General features: G+C 46.5%; 16 protein-coding genes. 7 read left to right on the top strand and 9 right to left on the bottom strand.

What is annotated here, in order from left to right; translation table 11 throughout:
- Positions 1 to 17: 17 nt before the first annotated feature.
- The 4 genes from PN466_RS14070 to PN466_RS14055 form a co-directional block, all read right to left on the bottom strand.
- Positions 18 to 4,694: a PAS domain S-box protein gene (locus PN466_RS14070; RefSeq protein ID WP_271940268.1), complete on the bottom strand. Its 4,677-nt coding sequence runs from the start codon at positions 4,692 to 4,694 to the stop codon at positions 18 to 20.
- A gap of 87 nt (positions 4,695 to 4,781) precedes the next feature.
- Positions 4,782 to 5,609, bottom strand: coding sequence for a sensor histidine kinase (locus tag PN466_RS14065; protein ID WP_271940267.1), 828 nt, complete (start codon positions 5,607 to 5,609; stop codon positions 4,782 to 4,784).
- A gap of 173 nt (positions 5,610 to 5,782) precedes the next feature.
- A complete protein-coding gene (locus PN466_RS14060) occupies positions 5,783 to 6,367 on the bottom strand; it encodes an L-threonylcarbamoyladenylate synthase (RefSeq protein ID WP_271940266.1) in 585 nt (194 codons plus the stop codon).
- Complete coding sequence (locus PN466_RS14055) at positions 6,364 to 6,999, bottom strand: hypothetical protein (RefSeq protein ID WP_271940265.1); 636 nt, start codon at positions 6,997 to 6,999, stop codon at positions 6,364 to 6,366. Before PN466_RS14055 ends, PN466_RS14060 begins: the two co-directional genes overlap by 4 nt.
- A gap of 160 nt (positions 7,000 to 7,159) precedes the next feature.
- Here PN466_RS14055 and gvpF point away from each other — a divergent pair, with 160 nt between their 5' ends.
- From gvpF to PN466_RS14035, 4 genes are read left to right on the top strand one after another with little or no spacing between them, the layout of a single operon-like run.
- Positions 7,160 to 7,903, top strand: a complete 744-nt coding sequence (gene gvpF, locus PN466_RS14050) for a gas vesicle protein GvpF (protein ID WP_271940264.1) — start codon at positions 7,160 to 7,162, stop codon at positions 7,901 to 7,903.
- A gap of 16 nt (positions 7,904 to 7,919) precedes the next feature.
- Complete coding sequence (locus tag PN466_RS14045; protein ID WP_271940263.1) at positions 7,920 to 8,159, top strand: gas vesicle protein GvpG; 240 nt, start codon at positions 7,920 to 7,922, stop codon at positions 8,157 to 8,159.
- A 42-nt stretch (positions 8,160 to 8,201) separates the two neighbouring features.
- Complete coding sequence (locus PN466_RS14040; RefSeq protein WP_271940262.1) at positions 8,202 to 8,492, top strand: nucleotidyltransferase family protein; 291 nt, start codon at positions 8,202 to 8,204, stop codon at positions 8,490 to 8,492.
- Positions 8,482 to 8,838 (top strand): HepT-like ribonuclease domain-containing protein, encoded by a 357-nt coding sequence (locus tag PN466_RS14035; protein ID WP_271940261.1) that lies wholly within the window; start codon positions 8,482 to 8,484, stop codon positions 8,836 to 8,838. The genes PN466_RS14040 and PN466_RS14035 overlap by 11 nt, the downstream gene beginning before the upstream one ends.
- A gap of 47 nt (positions 8,839 to 8,885) precedes the next feature.
- On the opposite strand, the gene PN466_RS14030 is transcribed toward PN466_RS14035, so the two are convergent.
- Positions 8,886 to 9,290 carry a sugar ABC transporter ATP-binding protein gene (locus tag PN466_RS14030; protein ID WP_271940260.1) on the bottom strand — a complete coding sequence of 135 codons (405 nt, stop codon included), beginning with the start codon at positions 9,288 to 9,290 and terminating at the stop codon, positions 8,886 to 8,888.
- Positions 9,291 to 9,310: 20 nt separating this feature from the next.
- Here PN466_RS14030 and PN466_RS14025 point away from each other — a divergent pair, with 20 nt between their 5' ends.
- From PN466_RS14025 to PN466_RS14015, 3 genes are all read left to right on the top strand, one after another.
- A complete protein-coding gene (locus PN466_RS14025; RefSeq protein ID WP_271940259.1) occupies positions 9,311 to 9,760 on the top strand; it encodes an NADAR family protein in 450 nt (149 codons plus the stop codon).
- 63 nt (positions 9,761 to 9,823) lie between these two features.
- A complete protein-coding gene (locus PN466_RS14020; protein WP_271940258.1) occupies positions 9,824 to 10,681 on the top strand; it encodes a ParA family protein in 858 nt (285 codons plus the stop codon).
- Positions 10,682 to 10,683: 2 nt separating this feature from the next.
- The gene (locus tag PN466_RS14015) at positions 10,684 to 11,391 is read left to right on the top strand and encodes a ParB N-terminal domain-containing protein (protein WP_271940257.1); all 708 of its coding nucleotides are present in this window, start codon (positions 10,684 to 10,686) and stop codon (positions 11,389 to 11,391) included.
- A gap of 9 nt (positions 11,392 to 11,400) precedes the next feature.
- Here PN466_RS14015 and PN466_RS14010 read toward each other — a convergent pair whose 3' ends face one another.
- From PN466_RS14010 to ntrB, 4 genes are all read right to left on the bottom strand, one after another.
- Entirely contained in the window at positions 11,401 to 11,877 is a 477-nt protein-coding gene (locus PN466_RS14010; protein WP_271940256.1) for a nuclear transport factor 2 family protein, read from the bottom strand.
- Positions 11,878 to 11,968: 91 nt separating this feature from the next.
- Positions 11,969 to 12,412: a cyanase gene (gene cynS, locus PN466_RS14005; protein ID WP_271940255.1), complete on the bottom strand. Its 444-nt coding sequence runs from the start codon at positions 12,410 to 12,412 to the stop codon at positions 11,969 to 11,971.
- A gap of 184 nt (positions 12,413 to 12,596) precedes the next feature.
- Positions 12,597 to 13,487, bottom strand: coding sequence for an ABC transporter ATP-binding protein (locus PN466_RS14000; protein ID WP_271940254.1), 891 nt, complete (start codon positions 13,485 to 13,487; stop codon positions 12,597 to 12,599).
- Positions 13,487 to 14,323 carry a nitrate ABC transporter permease gene (ntrB, locus tag PN466_RS13995; RefSeq protein WP_271940253.1) on the bottom strand — a complete coding sequence of 279 codons (837 nt, stop codon included), beginning with the start codon at positions 14,321 to 14,323 and terminating at the stop codon, positions 13,487 to 13,489. The genes PN466_RS14000 and ntrB overlap by 1 nt, the downstream gene beginning before the upstream one ends.
- Positions 14,324 to 14,337: the final 14 nt, after the last annotated feature.

Below are 14,337 nucleotides of genomic sequence, written 5' to 3'. Positions count from 1 at the left end.
ACAGTGGCAGCAGAGGATTACAACAGTTTTTGAATGGATAAAACTAATTCTTTGAGTCTAATTGGCTTGCTGTAGTACAGATTTGCCCCTGCGGCCAAACAGCGCTCTCGATCGCCCTCCATGGTGAGTGCCGTCAGTGCGATAATGGGGACTTGAACCATATCTGGATCTTGGCGAATACGCTCGATCGCCGTTAACCCATCCACATGGGGCATTTGAATGTCCATGAGAATCAGATCGGGAGATTCCTTCTGAGCCAGATCAATCGCAGCTTGACCGTTTTTGGCCACCTGAAGGCGATACCCTTTGGCTCGTAGATAGTTGGACACCGTGATGATATTGGCTTCGTTGTCTTCTGCTAAAAGGATCAGGGGAGAAATCGCCGATTGTACCGGTTTTACTGGAGCGCTCCCATTCAACTCAGAGGTTGCTTTTAATAAAGGGGAAAACCTGGGTTCAGAAATCGCATAAGGCAGCTTGATGGCAAAACAACTGCCCACTCCAACCTCACTCGTGACGGTTATCCATCCGTTGTGGAGTTCCACAATCTGTTTGACCAAAGCCAAACCAAGGCCCGTTCCTTCATACTGTCGATTGAGGGAACTATCAATCTGGATAAAGGGCTGAAATAATTTTTGCAAATTGTTTGGGGAGATGCCGATACCTGTATCTGTAACCGTAAAACGCAGATAGTTTTCACGGGTTTTATCTAGGAGCAAGGGGGCGACTTCGAGAACGATTTGTCCTCCTTTTGGGGTGAATTTGACGGCGTTGTTGAGTAAGTTGATCAGGACCTGACGCATCCGCCGTTCGTCAACAGTAATATCGGGTAAGTTAGGGGGAACCTTCAAATGGAGTTGGATACCTTTTTTCTGGGACTGTTGCTTGACAAAAACCAAACTCGATTGGCACAGATGCTCTATGGCAACAGAGGAGTATTCTAGATCGACTTGCCCCGATTCAATCTTCGCCAAGTCAAGAATGTCATTGATCAGTTCCAGCAAGTGGAACCCACTCCGTTCGATCGTCCTGAGCGCTTTCAATTGCATGGCATTCATCGGCTCGAAAACTCCCTCTTGTAGTCCCTCGGTCATTCCCAAAATGGCATTGAGAGGGGTTCGCAATTCGTGACTCATATTGGCCAGAAACTCGTCTTTCAAGCGAGTTGCCCGAGCCAGTTCTTGATTCGTTTGTTGCAGCTTCACTTCTGTTTGCTTGCGATCGCCAATATCTTGCAACATGGCTAAACAAGTGTTAGATTTGCCGTCTGGCATATGAACGAGGGTTACGGACGTTAAGGAAAATAAGATCGAGCCATCTTTACGAACATATCGCTTTTCAGTCACAAAGTTTTTAATTTTTCCGTTGGCCAGTCCTCGAATTAAGCGTTTGGACTCTGGCATATCTTCAGGATGCGTAATATCTACTACGCTCATGGTAAGCAATTCTTCGGGAGAGTAGCCTAACATCTGACAAAAATAATCATTAATTTGAATCAATTGCCCTGTATACATATTGCTTTCTGCAATACCAATAGAGGCTTGGCTAAATGTTGCTCTAGCACGAGCCTCGCTCAGTTGAAGGGCATTTTCTGCTTGCTTGCGATCGCTAATATCCCGCACCCCAGTAACAATTGCCGAGCGGTTGCCTAAAGTGACTTTGCGGACAGAAACCTCGGAATCAAAAGTAGAATGGTCGAATCGTTTATGTTTCCATTCAAATTGCAACTTTTCGCCGGTATTGGCTTGTTTGAGTAATTCTGGAAGATTGTGAACAGGAGTGTCGGGTGCGGATAAATCGGCAATTTTGGTGGCTAAAATTTGCCCCCGCGTTGCTTTAAAAAGTTCTAATACCCGATTATTAATATCGAGAATACTACCCTCCAAATCGTGAATAAAAATGCCATCATAGACATGGTTAAAGATGGTGCGTAAATCTTTTTCAGAGCGGGCGATTTCTTGGGTTTGTGCTTTCACTCGCTGTTCCAGTTCTTGATTAAATTGCTCTAAGGCGGTTTGCGCTCGCTGACGCTCGAGTTCAGCAGAAGCACGGGCACCAAACACTTGCAGGATTTGTTCCGATCGCTCTGGGTCAAATAGGGGCTGACGGGAAAAGATACAAAGGGTGCCAATCTTGCGACCTTGGCGATCCTGGAGGGCAATACCCATGTAGCTCTCCACTCCCATGAGTGCCAATCTGGGATTTTGCGGGAAGGAAGCCACCACATCGCGATCGCAATGGTAGACCCCCTCCTGAAGAGCGATCGCACAAGTCGTTCCCTCGGCATCAACGGTATCGTTGGGAAGATATTCCCCATCCCCCCAAGCGGCCAAAAAGTGTAAGCGATCGCCCTCAACGACTTCAGTCACAAAGGTATGAGAGGCTCTGAGGGCTTCGGCGAGGTAACGGACGAGGGCGGGGAAAAAGTCGGGGCCAGTTAACGCTGCGGTTCCAGCAATTAAGTTTTGTAAGGCGTTCTCTGCTCGTTTACGCTCTAGCTCAGTGGCGGCGCGGGCAGCAAATACCCGCAAAATTTGCTCGGCGTGAGTCGGATCGGTGAGATGCTGACGATGGAAAATGCACAGCAGCCCCATGGGATTGCCTTGGCGATCGTATAGTGCTACCCCCAGATAGCTCTTGGCTCCCATCCTAGCCAGTTCTGAACAGGTCTGGCATGGCTCTAGCTCGCAGTAATACACTTCATTGTCGTATACCTGCTCGCAGGGAGTCCCCGCAAGTGATAAGGATTTACAGGGAATGAGTTCGCCATCGCCGTAATAGGCGAGAGTGACTTCTTCCTCGCCCACTCGCTCGGCCATCAGAGCGTGGGATACGCCTAGGGCTTCGGTGAGGTGGCACACAAGGAGAGGAAAGAAGTCTGTACCTTTGGTAACGGCAGTCCCGGCAATCAGATTGTGTAGGGCGGTTTCGACACGCTGGCGCTCCATTTCTGCGGCGGTGCGGCTAGCGAAGATTTCGAGAATCTGTTTGGCTCGTTCCGGCTCTTGTAGAGGTCGGCGATCAAAGATGCACAAACTGCCCAGCACCTGCCCTTGGCGATCGCGCAATGCGATTCCCAGATAGCTCTCAACCCCTCTTTCTCGATGGGGATTGTTGGGGAAGCGATCGGTAATACCCCAAGAACAATGGTAGGAGTATTCAGTCACCAGTTCAATACAAGGCGTTTCGGGTAAATCGTAGGTAAAATTGGGTTGCAATTCGCCATCGAGTATAAAGGCAATGCTGTGTAGCTCTTCGCCCACGAACTGAGTAATCAAGGCAATTGGAACGTCAAGAGCCGTACTAATATGACGAACTAGAGCAGGAAAGAAATCTTCACCTGTGGTTGCGGCGGTGCCTTCCACCAGCTTGTGGAGAGCAGTTTCAGCGGCCTTACGTTTGGTAACATCGATCAGAGTGCCGATATACCCGGTTAAGTTTCCGTCAAGGTCGAATTCCTCAACGGCTTGCACGCTCAACCAAACCACTTTACCGTCGCGATGTAGAAAGCGACAGTCGGTATGATAGGGCATCTGTTGATTGTGCGCGGCTTGATACCATTCTTGGAATACGCGATCGCGGTCATCGGGATGCAAGGTTTGAGACCATCCTTCTCCCAAGGCTTCTGCTGGTGTTAGACCCAGCATCTGGCAAGAACTGGGATTGTTGTAACGGCTGTGACCTTGGGGATCGGTGAGAAAAATTCCAGCCGGTAGTATGTCGGCAAGGGTAGCGTAGCGTTGTTGGCTCTCTTGCAATTCTCGTTCGATGGATTTGCGCTGAGTAATATCGACTGTAAAGCAGCGGGTGTGAATGAATTCACTGTCTCGATACAAGACATTGGAATTGATGGCCACGTAGCGAAGGGAGCCATCTTTACAACGCAAGCGGGCTTCGTAGTTAACTAGAGTTTCATTATTGGAGAGGCGAGTGAGGATATCAGCAATCACTTCTGGATCGGCGTGAAAGTTGGCAATGGGTTGCCCGATATATTCTTCTCGGCTATATCCCAAGAAATCTAATTCGGTTTGATTGGCCCAGACGATCATCCCATTTTTATCTACCCAGTGTAATGAGATGGTGGCATTTTCTATATAGTCGGAGAGTTCTTGTTGGCTTTGCCATAGTGCTTCAGTTCGCTCCTGTACCCGTCGTTCTAAGTTCTGGGACAGTTGCCTATTTTCTAGGAAGAGGGCGGCTTGGGTACAGAGGAAGTTGAGAACGAGAAGGCGATCGCCTGTAAAAATGCCTGACGTTGCTTGATGGCTGAGATACACAATACCCATTAACTGTCCCTGATGCAGTAAAGGCAAGCAGAGAAGACTTTGGGGCGGTTGGCGATCGAGGTAGGGATCGCCAATGGCTAAAGGGGTCTCACCTTCGTCGATTGCTAAAATTTCGCGGGTGTTTTTAACATACTCAATCAGCTTGACGGGCAAGTTCATGTATCCCTTGAGGGGAATCTCACAAAGGTCAATATTTTCGGCAGTTGCGATCGCTTCTATCTGCCACATTCCCTTCTCGTCCGGAAGTATAAGGGCGCAGCGATCTCCCCCGGAATTTTGCCAAATGATTTGAGTGAGTTGACGCAGGAGTTCGTTAAATTGAACAATTTCAGTCAGAGCTTGCAAGGCTTTTAGGATACTGGCAAAATCAAACCCTTCTGGGTCAACCGTCCCGTTCTGGGTCAGCATTCCCATTCTGGGTCTGTAGCCGAGATCGCACATATCCCTTTCTCCTAACTCAAATTCTTCTATTTTACCAATTTGACCCAGACATTTCTAATCTGTAATTGCATGGATTGGACGTTCAGGTTCCGAGCTACCCCAAGGCAATTTACATAAGATACGACTGGTTTCGGGCTGGATAGAGGATTCCCTCGAGGGAATGTTTAGTAACTCTAAGCTGCCGTGCATCAGTTCTAAGAGCAGTTTATTCGCCATCATGGTGAGTCCAGGAGAGGGCGAGCCATTCCAAGTTAACTCGGGGTTAGGGGGCGTATTTAATAAATCAATTGGTTCTTGCCAACAGTCGGGGGAGCGTTGGTCTTCGAGATAGAGATAAACCTGTTGGGTTTCGGGAACAGGATCGGCATGAAGGTGAATGGAGCCTTCACTCATATGGGCGATCGCACTATCGACTAAACTGGTTAATACTTGTCTGAGGCGGCGTAAATCAGCTTTGACATAAATTTCGGGATCGGGCATTACAATATCGAGCTGTAAATTTCGATTGGCTGCCTGCAAGTAGGTTAAATCATAGATATCTTGAAAGACTTCGGTTAAAGGAATGGTTTCAATCTCCATGACATCCGTGCCGTGCGCAGTTTTGGAAATCATCACCATTTCATCAATGAGCTTAATTAATTTGAGGGCGGAATCATGGGCCTTGGCGATAAATTCCCGTTCTTCTTCTGGGGAATCACAGAGATCGTTGAGAATGAGTTGATGCATTCCGATCAAGCCATTCAATGGCGATCGCAATTCATGGGAAATTCTGCCTAAAAATCCTTGCTTGAACTGGGCCATATCAGTTGCCATTTGATAAGCCAGTTTAAGCTGTTGCACTTCATCCGTATCAGATGAGGAGGCAGAATAATTGCGTTTCATTTTTGTTTTCCTTGAGCGTTTCCGGTTCTTCCACAGGGTCCGACTAATACTGAGGCCCCCTATCCCTACGATCACTCCAGATGTAAACTCTAACCAATTCCCCCAAGCCATGGTAGTGAGTGAATCCCCAATTGATTTTGTATTTATTCTAGTGCGATTCGGGAAATGAGATTTTACAGCTTAACCGCTCCTTGCCGTAAAATTTCCCAATCTTTCCCTGCCCAACGGGCAACGGTGGAGGGAATACCACTGGGTGAGTTCTCTGGGTTGAATTCATCCCCCCTAAGGGTAAGGACTTGGGGAAATTCAGTGGCAATTTCGGTTAGGTTGTGTAGGGCAGGATGGCCAGAACGGTTGGCACTGGTGGTGGCTAGGGGGCCGGTTTGAGCGAGAATGGTTTTGGCGATCGCACTATTCGGTATCCTTAACCCAATGCTCGTCGGATTTTGCGGGTTGAGTGCTTGAGGAACGGCCGATGATGCGGGTAAGACTAGGGTGAGCATTCCCGGCCAATGTTGGGCAGCCACCTGTTGCCAAATCAACTCCTCTTCAGGAGTCCCTTGACAAAACCGCCAGAGGTCTTGGGGAACCGCCCCCATCAGGATTAGGGGTTTCTTGAAACTACGGTTTTTGGCCTCAAAAATTAGGGAGGCACAATGGGGCAAAGTGGCTAAAGCAGGTACGGTATCTGTAGGAAAGCTCACCAATTGACCCGCTTTTGCCCCAGTAATGAGTTCCTGGAGGGAAACTTGACTCATGGGGAATCGTCCTCGTCCTCGTCCTCTATTTCCTCTTCGGTTTCGTTAGAGGAAGGCGGTAAAATTTGCTCTGGGGTAATCAGGCGATCATCTTGGATAATCGCAATAATCATTTGGATAGATTCCATTACCCCAGGGGTTTCCACAAACGTTTGATGCTCGGTCACCGAGGTGGCCAGTCGAGTCAGAATTTTACTAAAGGATCTATCCCTAGCCTGTGCGGTCTGTTCTTCAGTCAGTTTTTGCCCTTTTTCAGCCGCTTCTAAAATCGGCAATAGGGGGGTTGCTTCTTGAATAGCTTCCCCGCGATGAATCAATAAATCGATCAGGGTAATGACATCTCTCGCCGCTTTTTGTAAGGGCAATTCTTCCTCTGAAGAGGCACTATATGCCTCTGTAGCCGTCCCGGAGGTTCCAGGGGCAAAAATCACATTTTCCAGGGATAACCCATCGGCAAATCCCTCTAATTGACCTTCTTGCCACAATTCGATCGCCTTGTCTAGGGCTTTTTGGCGATTGGGTTCGGTGTTGCGACGACCTTCAACAGCAATCAGGGTTCCTTTTTGGTCTTCGGGGGGAACACTGAGGTCATCGACGATCAGATAATTAACAGTTGCTTTCTTGCGACCCATAAAGTTTACACTGGATGAAAAGCGCTTTACCAGTGTACCGTATGGGTGACAAAGATGACTTAATAGCACTTTGCACTAAGGAATAGGGAATAGGGGATACCGCCTTAGCGATCGCCCAGACTGATAAGATAGACCCATCAACCTCATGTCAGAATCTCGGATGAATGATTGTTCCGCGTTTTATCTTTATGGTATTTTTCCGTCTCCAGGGCCGCAACACTTAGATTTGCTGGGATTGGACAAACAACCGGTTCATGCTCATCAAGTGGACGGATTTGCCTTTCTTTGCTCGGAAGCCAAGCAAGACCGATATTTAGCCAGTCGTCGGAACCTACTGTGCCACGAACAGGTGTTAGAAGAGGCGATGCAAGCGGGATATCGGACGGTTTTACCTCTGCAATTTGGGTTAACGGTGGAGAATTGGCAAGAGGTGCAAGCACTGCTGATTGAGCCTTATCGAGAACAGTTAAAGCATTTATTTGAGAAGCTTAAGGGCTATCGAGAGGTCAGTGTTAAGGTATTGTGGGAGATGGAGGAAGAGTTACAACAGCTTTTAGCCGAAAATGAGGAGTTAAGAGCAAAACGCGATCGCCTGGAAGGACAACCACTCGCTATGGATCAGGTGATTGGCATTGGTCAAGCATTGGAACAAGCTTTGCAACATCGCCAAGATGGGATTATTGCTCAATTTCAACAGGTTCTGAATCCGTTGGCGATCGAGGTCATTGAAAATGAGTCCCTTACCGATGCCATGATTTATAATACGGCATATCTGATTCCTTGGGATGATGAGCCAAAATTCTCACAGCAAGTTGAGCATTTAGATCAGCAATTTGAAGGCCGTTTGCGAATCCGATATAATAATTTTACCGCTCCATTCAATTTCGCTAAATTAGAGGACTAACCTCTGGGATGCAACCATGATTTTACGCTTACTGACTCTACCCGTTCTCGGCCCCATTGAAGGGATGCTTTGGATTGGCGAACAAGTCCTAGAACATGCCAATGCCGAGTTAAATGATAAAGAAGATTTGAATAAGCAATTGCTCACCCTCCAGTTGGCATTTGATATGGGTGATATTTCCGAAGAAGAATTTGAGGAACAAGAAGAGGCGCTTTTACTGGCGATTCAGGAACTAGAAGAAGAGAATAATGAATAATTAACAATGAACAATGAACAATTATTTGGAGGGAATCAGTGAATGGAAAGGCAGGAGGTTTTAGACAAATTAAATCACCATAGAGAGAACCTGGAGCAATTTGCGGTAAAAGCCTTGTTTTTATTCGGTTCGGTGGCACGGGATGAGGCTACCCCAGATAGTGATGTGGATATTTTAGTGGAATTTAGCCGCCCCGTTGGGTTATTTACACTGCTAGGATTGCAGGCATATTTGGAGGAGTTGTTGAGGTGTTCCGTAGACCTGGGAACACCCAATTCCTTGCGTCCCCACTTGCGGGAAACTGTCTTGAAGGAGAGAATTCGTGCAATCTAGAGAGTTCAAGCTACGGGTACAGGATATATTAACTGAAATTACCGTAGTTGAAGAAACCACTTCAAACTTGAGTTTTGAGGCGTTTATTCAGAATCCGCAAGCATTGCGGGCAGTGCTGTACAGTTTTGCAGTCATTGGGGAAGCGGTAGCGAGTTCAATTGAGGATTGGGAGTCAGCCGACCCAACAATTCCATGGCATCAGATTCGAGGAATGCGGAATATGGTGATTCATGAGTATTTTCGGGTAGATCTAGAGGTGGTTTGGCAAACTACACAGTTAGATTTACCTGCTCTCAAGGTAGCATTGCAAAGGATTTTGGATCGACTGGAGATTGAGGGAAAATGATAGCGAATGTGGCGAGTGATGCCAAAGAAAACCAGTAGTTCAATTCTCTAGTAATCTAACATGAATGTCTCATAACCCGTCGATCGCCCTGATGATTGTTTGGTCGGGTTGAGTCCAGGCAAGGAAGGATTAGAAACGCTGGTAGCGCCGGGAGATGGGGTGTTTTTTTTTAGTCGATCCATCTGATGGTTAATTACAGCCAGACGTTTTTCAATTTGCTGACTTCTTTGCTCAATCGTTTGCAGTTCCTGGGAAAGTCGCTGTTTTTCCACTGCAAGTTGATAGAGATTTAGATAATCCGATGCTTCCGACTGTTGACGGGGAATAGTACTAATTTTTGGGGGAATGCTACGGCGAGAAATTGGGCGTTTCATATTCTGGTAATGGGGAATGAGATTGAGCGATCGCTGACCTAGTTTACCGTATAAAATGGAAGTTGGGGCGGTACTCAATGATTTGTAAACTAGGAACGATGACGATTTACTTCTATTCTACTCGTGAAAAGCCTTATGGTTGTTTCTCCAATTTTTCGGCCCATGGGTTTACGTTAGATGACTTATGGTGGCCCACCAGCGAGCATTATTTCCAAGCGCAGAAGTTTGTAACCACCGATCGCCCCTGGCGTGAGAAGATTCAAATGGCGAAAACCCCGAAACAAGCGGCAAAAATGGGACGCGATCGCACCCATCCCCTACGGGAAGATTGGGAACAGGTGAAAGAGGACATTATGTTGCAGGCAGTGTTGCAAAAGTTTAAAACTCATGAAGAGCTACGGCAGATTTTATTAGGAACGGGAGAAGACGAAATCATCGAAAACTCTCCCATTGACTACTATTGGGGATGTGGAAAAGACGGAAGTGGGAAAAACCGGTTAGGGGTTATTTTGATGCAGGTGCGCGACCAACTCCGTACAATTTGTTAAGCTTCTTCTATATCCGTGACGCGCAGGTGTAAAATCGAGAACGGACAATAATTCCCACATCTCATGAAAACTATTGCGATTTATCACAACAAAGGTGGAGTCGGGAAAACCACCACGGCTGTGAATCTTGCTGCTGCCTTTAGCAACAAAAACAAGCGTGTCTTACTCATTGATATTGACGCTCAGGCTAACTCAACGTTTGCTACAGGGTTAATTAAGTTTCAATTTGAGGAAGATGATAATCTTAAAGATCGGAATGTTCTGCAAATTCTGAGTTCGGGTGAGTTTGATTTTATTCCAGAAATTGCCCGTAAATCAAAGGGGTTTAATATCCCAGAAATTGATGTTGTCCCCTCCCACATTACCCTGATTGATGAACAAGATAGACTCAATCGTATAAGTGCTGTTCCGTTTCGCCTCACTAACAAGCTTCAACAAGTAGAAGATCGCTATGATATCGTAATTATTGACGCGCCACCCTCTAGAGATCTCTATGCTCAAATTGCTCTGATTTCAGCCGACTTTGTGATTATTCCTTCGGACATGAAACCCTTTTCTAATCAGGGTTTGACTAACGTGAAAAATTTTATTCGTGAAATCAATGAAACTCGCTCAACGATTAGTAAAGACCCCTTGGAAGTGTTAGGGGTTTTGGCTTCTAAGATTTTAACTAACCCTAAATACGTGGAGTTTGTGTTTCCCAAACAAAAAGAAGCGGTCTTACAACGTTATCAGCTTCCGATGTTGCAGACGATCATCTATGAACGGGTGGCATTATCCCATTGTGTGAATCAAACAGTCAGTCGAGGAGATTTGGAAATTCCTGACCCGAAATCGGTGTTTGAGTTCGATCGCGACGGTGATTCTGTCAAAGAATTTAGAAATCTGTCGTCTGAAGTAATGCAAAAAATAGGCCTGTAATCATGAGCAAGTATTATTTAGTGGATGTTAAAAGTATTAACTCAAACGTTTCTCGTTCAGAATTTGCTGTAGATGATTTAGAAAATTTGGCTCAAAGTATTCTCAAGTCAGATGGGTTATTAATGCCTCTAATTTTAAAACAAACTGGGCCAGAATCTTATGAGGTATTAGCAGGCGATCGTGAATACTATGCAGCCGTTAGAGCGAAGGAAATTAACCCTCGTGCGGCGGAAATGGTGAATGCGTTTGTGGTTCCGCCAAAGTTGCAAGAGGCAGCATTAGAGCAGGTTTCGGCGCTGCATTCTCAACCGACTCAGGTGGTGAATACAGGTTCAGAGGCTGTATCTATGGGAGCGGTAGAGCAACGTTTGAATAACTTAGAATCTCGCTTCGATGCTACCCTACAAGATATGAAACAGACTCACCAGCAGGCTATCAAGGATTTGCAACAGCAGATTAATGGCTTACAGGAACAAATTCCAGCGAAAATTGAGCTACTGGAGCTATTGAATCATGCAAATTCAGTAGAACTGCTGGAAAAATTGGCGATCGCCAATATACGTGGTAAAACGGCTGATAAGTTGATTGATGCGATCGAAACAGCCCGCAGACAAGAGCCATTCAAGTCCTTCAGCGATGTCATTAAACGAGTGAAAGGACTTGGAGACAAGCGAATGATTACCCTCTTAGATGTCTGGGGAAATCGGTAAGGTAACAATCTATTCTGGTGAATTGATTAATCCCGGATGATCTTGGGGTCGAGGACTCGATAGGGGCCAATCAAAACGACGCTCTGTTTCTGCAATGGGGCGATCGTTAATACTCGCTTCTCGTCGTTGCATGAGGCCACTCGCATCGAATTCCCAGTTTTCATTGCCATAGGCACGATACCATTGACCCGAATCATCACGCCATTCGTATTGAAAGCGCACGGCAATCCGATTTTCGCCAAAGGCCCACATTTCTTTAACGAGGCGATAGTCCAGTTCCTTATCCCATTTGCGGCGTAAAAAGTTACGAATCGCTTCCCTTCCCTGGAAGATTTCCGCCCGATTGCGCCAAAAACTATCTTCGGTGTAGGCCAGACAGACGCGATCTGGATCTCGGCTATTCCAGGCATCTTCTGCCATCCGGACTTTGGCGATCGCCGTTTCGCGATCGAAAGGGGGAACCAGTTTTTTTGCTGATGCAGTCATTGAATTGGGCTGTAATTTCAGTATTCTTCGAGGTAGTTCGGGTGAGCCAAACTTTGCCCACCCTAAAGACATAAAGACATAAAGACAAGAGTTACCATTTCTTGTACGGTAAAAACTTACCGCACATAATGATTTTGACGCGATCGCCTTTTGGGTCAGGTTCGCGCTCTACATCCACAGAAAAATCAATGGCGCTCATAATGCCATCGCCAAATTTTTCATGAACCACAGCTTTAATAGGCATCCCGTAGACCTGCATGATTTCGTAGAAACGATAAATCAGAGGATCAGTGGGAATCACCGGCTCTAGAGAGCCTTTCACGGGACACTCGGTTAACGGTTCGATTAGGGATGCATCTGCACCAATGACTTCCACAATTTTGGTGGCTTCTTCCACGGAAGCGCTCGCCTGACGATAGATCACCGAAGCAATCCAAACTTCATCACAACCCACCTTGGCTTCTAAATCAGCAAAGCTTACGCCAGCCGCTTTTTTAGCCGCTAATAGTTTTTGAGTGACTTCAGAGATAGCCATAGTTAAATTCCTCGTTTTTAAGTGTGCAATGTATAGGATTACAGGGGTTTTAATTCTCGAAAAATGGCAAGGTGGAGGGATGGGGGGATAGGGAGATGGGGGTTGTTATCCTATGGTTAAAAGTTAACTTTTCAAAAAAGGGATAAAACCCATTACCTATTACCCTTCTGCCGCGCAAAGTGCCTTATCGCCCTTTCACCCTTGCTTCTTCAACAGCGCGAGTTTCTCGGAATAGATGACTTTCCATCTCGGCTTTCAAGTCGTGATAAGCAGGATGGAGATCGATCGCTTCCCGATTCCGAGGTCGAGGGAAAGGCACTTCCAGAATCTCATCGATCCCGGCGGCTGGTCCTCGTGTCATCATGACGATGCGATCGGAAAGCAACAGTGCTTCCTCGATACTGTGGGTAATCATGATCACAGTCTTGCGTTCCTGTTCCCAGATGCGCTCGATCTCATCTTGGAGGAAGCCCCGGGTCAGAGCATCAAGCGCGCCAAAGGGTTCATCCATCAGTAGAATTTGGGGATTAATTGCTAGTGCGCGAGCAATTCCTACGCGCTGACGCATCCCTCCCGAAATTTCGTGGGGATGTTTCTTTTCTGCACCCACCAAACCGACTAATTGAATGTGTTCTTTAACAACGCGCCCGATCTCCCGTTTCGAGAGTTTGGGATAGACCGTTTCCACAGCAAAATGGATATTTTCCTCTACGGTCATCCAGGGCATGAGAGCATAGTTTTGGAACACCATACCGCGATCGGGCCCTGGCCCCTGAATGGGGGAACCATTGAGTAAGATCTCGCCGCTCGTAATAGTGGAAAGACCAGCGATCAAATTGAGTAGGGTAGACTTACCACAACCTGACGGCCCGATAATGCTGACGAAGGTATTCGGTTCAATATCGAGACTAATATTTTCGATCGCCACAAAGTCTCGAGAGGTTTTCCGCTGGATCTTACTAAAGATATCTTGCTTACCTTCAAAGACCTTAGTCACCTGGCGGATTGACAGTTGAGCTGAAGGTGAAGCATCTGTGGGAGTCACGGGGTTAAAATTCAAAGGACTAATACTCATTAGTTTCGACCAAATGTGACAAATTTCTCGGCAGTAGCAAAAAGACTATCTAGAATCAGCCCCACTAAGCCGATAATAAAAATTGCGACCAAGATGTTGGGAATATAGAGGTTATTCCACTCATTCCAGATGAAATATCCTAAGCCGGTTCCCAAAAGCATTTCTGCGGCAACAATAACTAACCAAGCAATTCCCATACTGATCCGCAAACCAGAGATAATATTGGGCAGGGCGGCGGGAATAATCACCTTAAAAATGGTGCGGAGCCGAGAAGCACCCAGGGTTTTAGAGACATCTAAATAATCAGGGTTTACATTGGCCACCCCAAATGACGTATTGATTAAGGTGGGCCAAATGCTAGAGATGAAAATAATAAAAATACCCGTATTCTCAGAATCTCTGAGCAGATACAACCCTAGGGGAAGCCAAGCCAAGGGAGAAACGGGTTTGAGCAGTTGAATATAGGCATTAAATCCTTTTCTGGCCACGGGGGAAATGCCAATTAAAATGCCTAACGGAATAGCGACGATGGAAGCCAAAAGATAACCAATGGCAACCCGGCGCAAACTAATCAACAGGTTCCAACCAATGCCCAAATCATTGGGGCCATTGTTAAAGAACGGATGGGTAATCCACCACCACAATTCAGATAGGGTTTTAGAGGCTGTAGGCACTCCTTTGGCAAACAGTTCTGCACGAGCGCCGACTTCCCAGAAGAGGAGAAAGAGCGCTAAGGAGCCAATAAAAAGGGCAAACGCTTGAACATTCTCGTTCAACAATGGGTTTTGTCGTTGCTTCCGTTTAATGGAGATTGGGGTTGATTCAGTGAGGGTCATCGGTTAACGACTGT

This window comes from Roseofilum reptotaenium CS-1145, from assembly GCF_028330985.1.
Lineage (GTDB): Bacteria > Cyanobacteriota > Cyanobacteriia > Cyanobacteriales > Desertifilaceae > Roseofilum > Roseofilum reptotaenium.
This window is presented reverse-complemented; position numbering and strand designations above follow the sequence as displayed.